Origin of the sequence: Sedimentibacter sp. B4, assembly GCF_000309315.1 — a bacterium.
Taxonomy (GTDB): Bacteria; Bacillota; Clostridia; order Tissierellales; family Sedimentibacteraceae; genus Sedimentibacter; species Sedimentibacter saalensis.
Window position 1 is genome coordinate 1 of record NZ_CANG01000775.1, and the last position, 238, is coordinate 238.

The 238-nt window shown below is 71.8% G+C and carries 1 protein-coding gene; it reads left to right on the top strand.

The window, feature by feature from the left end:
* Window positions 1-238 (top strand): DUF3516 domain-containing protein (locus tag BN358_RS13075; RefSeq protein WP_157593512.1); only part of this gene is annotated, 238 nt, incomplete at both ends.

Here is a 238-nt window from a genome sequence, read left to right on the forward strand (position 1 = left end):
CAGACCGTGACCAGCAACGTACGGGCCTTCCGGGTGTTGGTACGCAACGCCATGTTCCGGCGGGTGGAGCTCGCGGCGTCCGACGACGTGGATGGCCTGGCTGCCCTCGAACCCGGCGGCGCGATGACCCGGACCCGCTGGGACGAGGCGCTGGGGGAGTACTGGGACGAGCACGAGGTGCTGCCCACCGACGCGGACGCACGCGGCCCGGGCTGCTGGTCGTCACGGAGAACGGACG